Below are 1,249 nucleotides of genomic sequence, written 5' to 3' on the forward strand. Positions count from 1 at the left end.
TGAAGTGGTTTACTGAATTTGGCCACCTGAACAGAGGTGATATGCTCACCTCAGAACAACACAGGTGCCATAATGAAAAAAAGAAATTTCAGCGCAGAGTTTAAACGCGAATCCGCTCAACTGGTCGTTGACCAGAATTACACCGTGGCAGATGCAGCCAGCGCTATGGATGTCGGCCTTTCCACAATGACGCGATGGGTGAAACAATTACGTGATGAGCGGCAGGGAAAAACACCAAAAGCCTCCCCCATTACCCCGGAACAAATTGAAATCCGTGAGCTCAGGAAAAAGCTACAACGTATTGAAATGGAAAATGAAATATTAAAAAAGGCTACCGCGCTCTTGATGTCAGACTCCCTGAACAGTTCTCGATAATCGGGAAACTCAGGGCGCGTTATCCTGTGGCCACTCTCTGCCATGTGTTCGGGGTCCATCGCAGCAGCTACAAATACTGGAAAAACCGTCCTGAAAAGCCAGACGGCAGACGGGCTGTATTACGCAGCCAGGTACTTGAACTGCATGGCATCAGCCACGGCTCTGCCGGAGCAAGAAGCATCGCCACAATGGCAACCCAGAGAGGCTACCAGATGGGGCGCTGGCTTGCTGGCAGACTCATGAAAGAGCTGGGGCTGGTCAGTTGCCAGCAGCCGACTCACCGGTATAAGCGTGGCGGTCATGAGCACGTTGCTATCCCGAATCATCTTGAGCGACAGTTCGCCGTAACGGAACCAAATCAGGTGTGGTGCGGTGATGTGACCTATATCTGGACGGGTAAGCGCTGGGCGTACCTCGCCGTTGTTCTCGACCTGTTCGCAAGAAAACCAGTGGGCTGGGCCATGTCGTTCTCGCCGGACAGCAGGCTTACCATGAAAGCACTGGAAATGGCATGGGAAACCCGTGGTAAGCCCGTCGGGGTGATGTTCCACAGCGATCAAGGCAGTCATTATACGAGCAGGCAGTTCCGGCAGTTACTGTGGCGATACCGGATCAGGCAGAGTATGAGTCGGCGTGGAAACTGCTGGGATAACAGCCCAATGGAGCGCTTCTTCAGGAGTCTGAAGAACGAATGGGTGCCAGCGACGGGCTATGTAAGCTTCAGCGATGCAGCTCACGCAATAACGGACTATATCGTTGGATATTACAGCGCACTAAGACCGCACGAATATAATGGTGGGTTACCACCAAACGAATCAGAAAACCGATACTGGAAAAACTCTAACGCGGTGGCCAGTTTTAGTTGACCACAACA

1 protein-coding gene is annotated in these 1,249 nt (G+C 52.0%); it reads left to right on the top strand.

Going from position 1 to position 1,249, the window contains the following annotated elements; all coding sequences use genetic code 11:
* Nucleotides 1–72: 72 nt before the first annotated feature.
* Nucleotides 73–1,241 (top strand): IS3-like element ISEc52 family transposase gene (locus tag V6944_RS23255; protein WP_103255452.1). Its coding sequence is split into 2 segments (ribosomal slippage): nt 73–322 and nt 322–1,241, totalling 1,170 coding nucleotides; the frame shifts between segments, so codons are not numbered across the junction.
* The last annotated feature ends 8 nt before the right edge of the window (nt 1,242–1,249 follow it).

Source organism: Kluyvera sp. CHPC 1.2972 (genome assembly GCF_036759925.1).
GTDB lineage: Bacteria > Pseudomonadota > Gammaproteobacteria > Enterobacterales > Enterobacteriaceae > Kluyvera.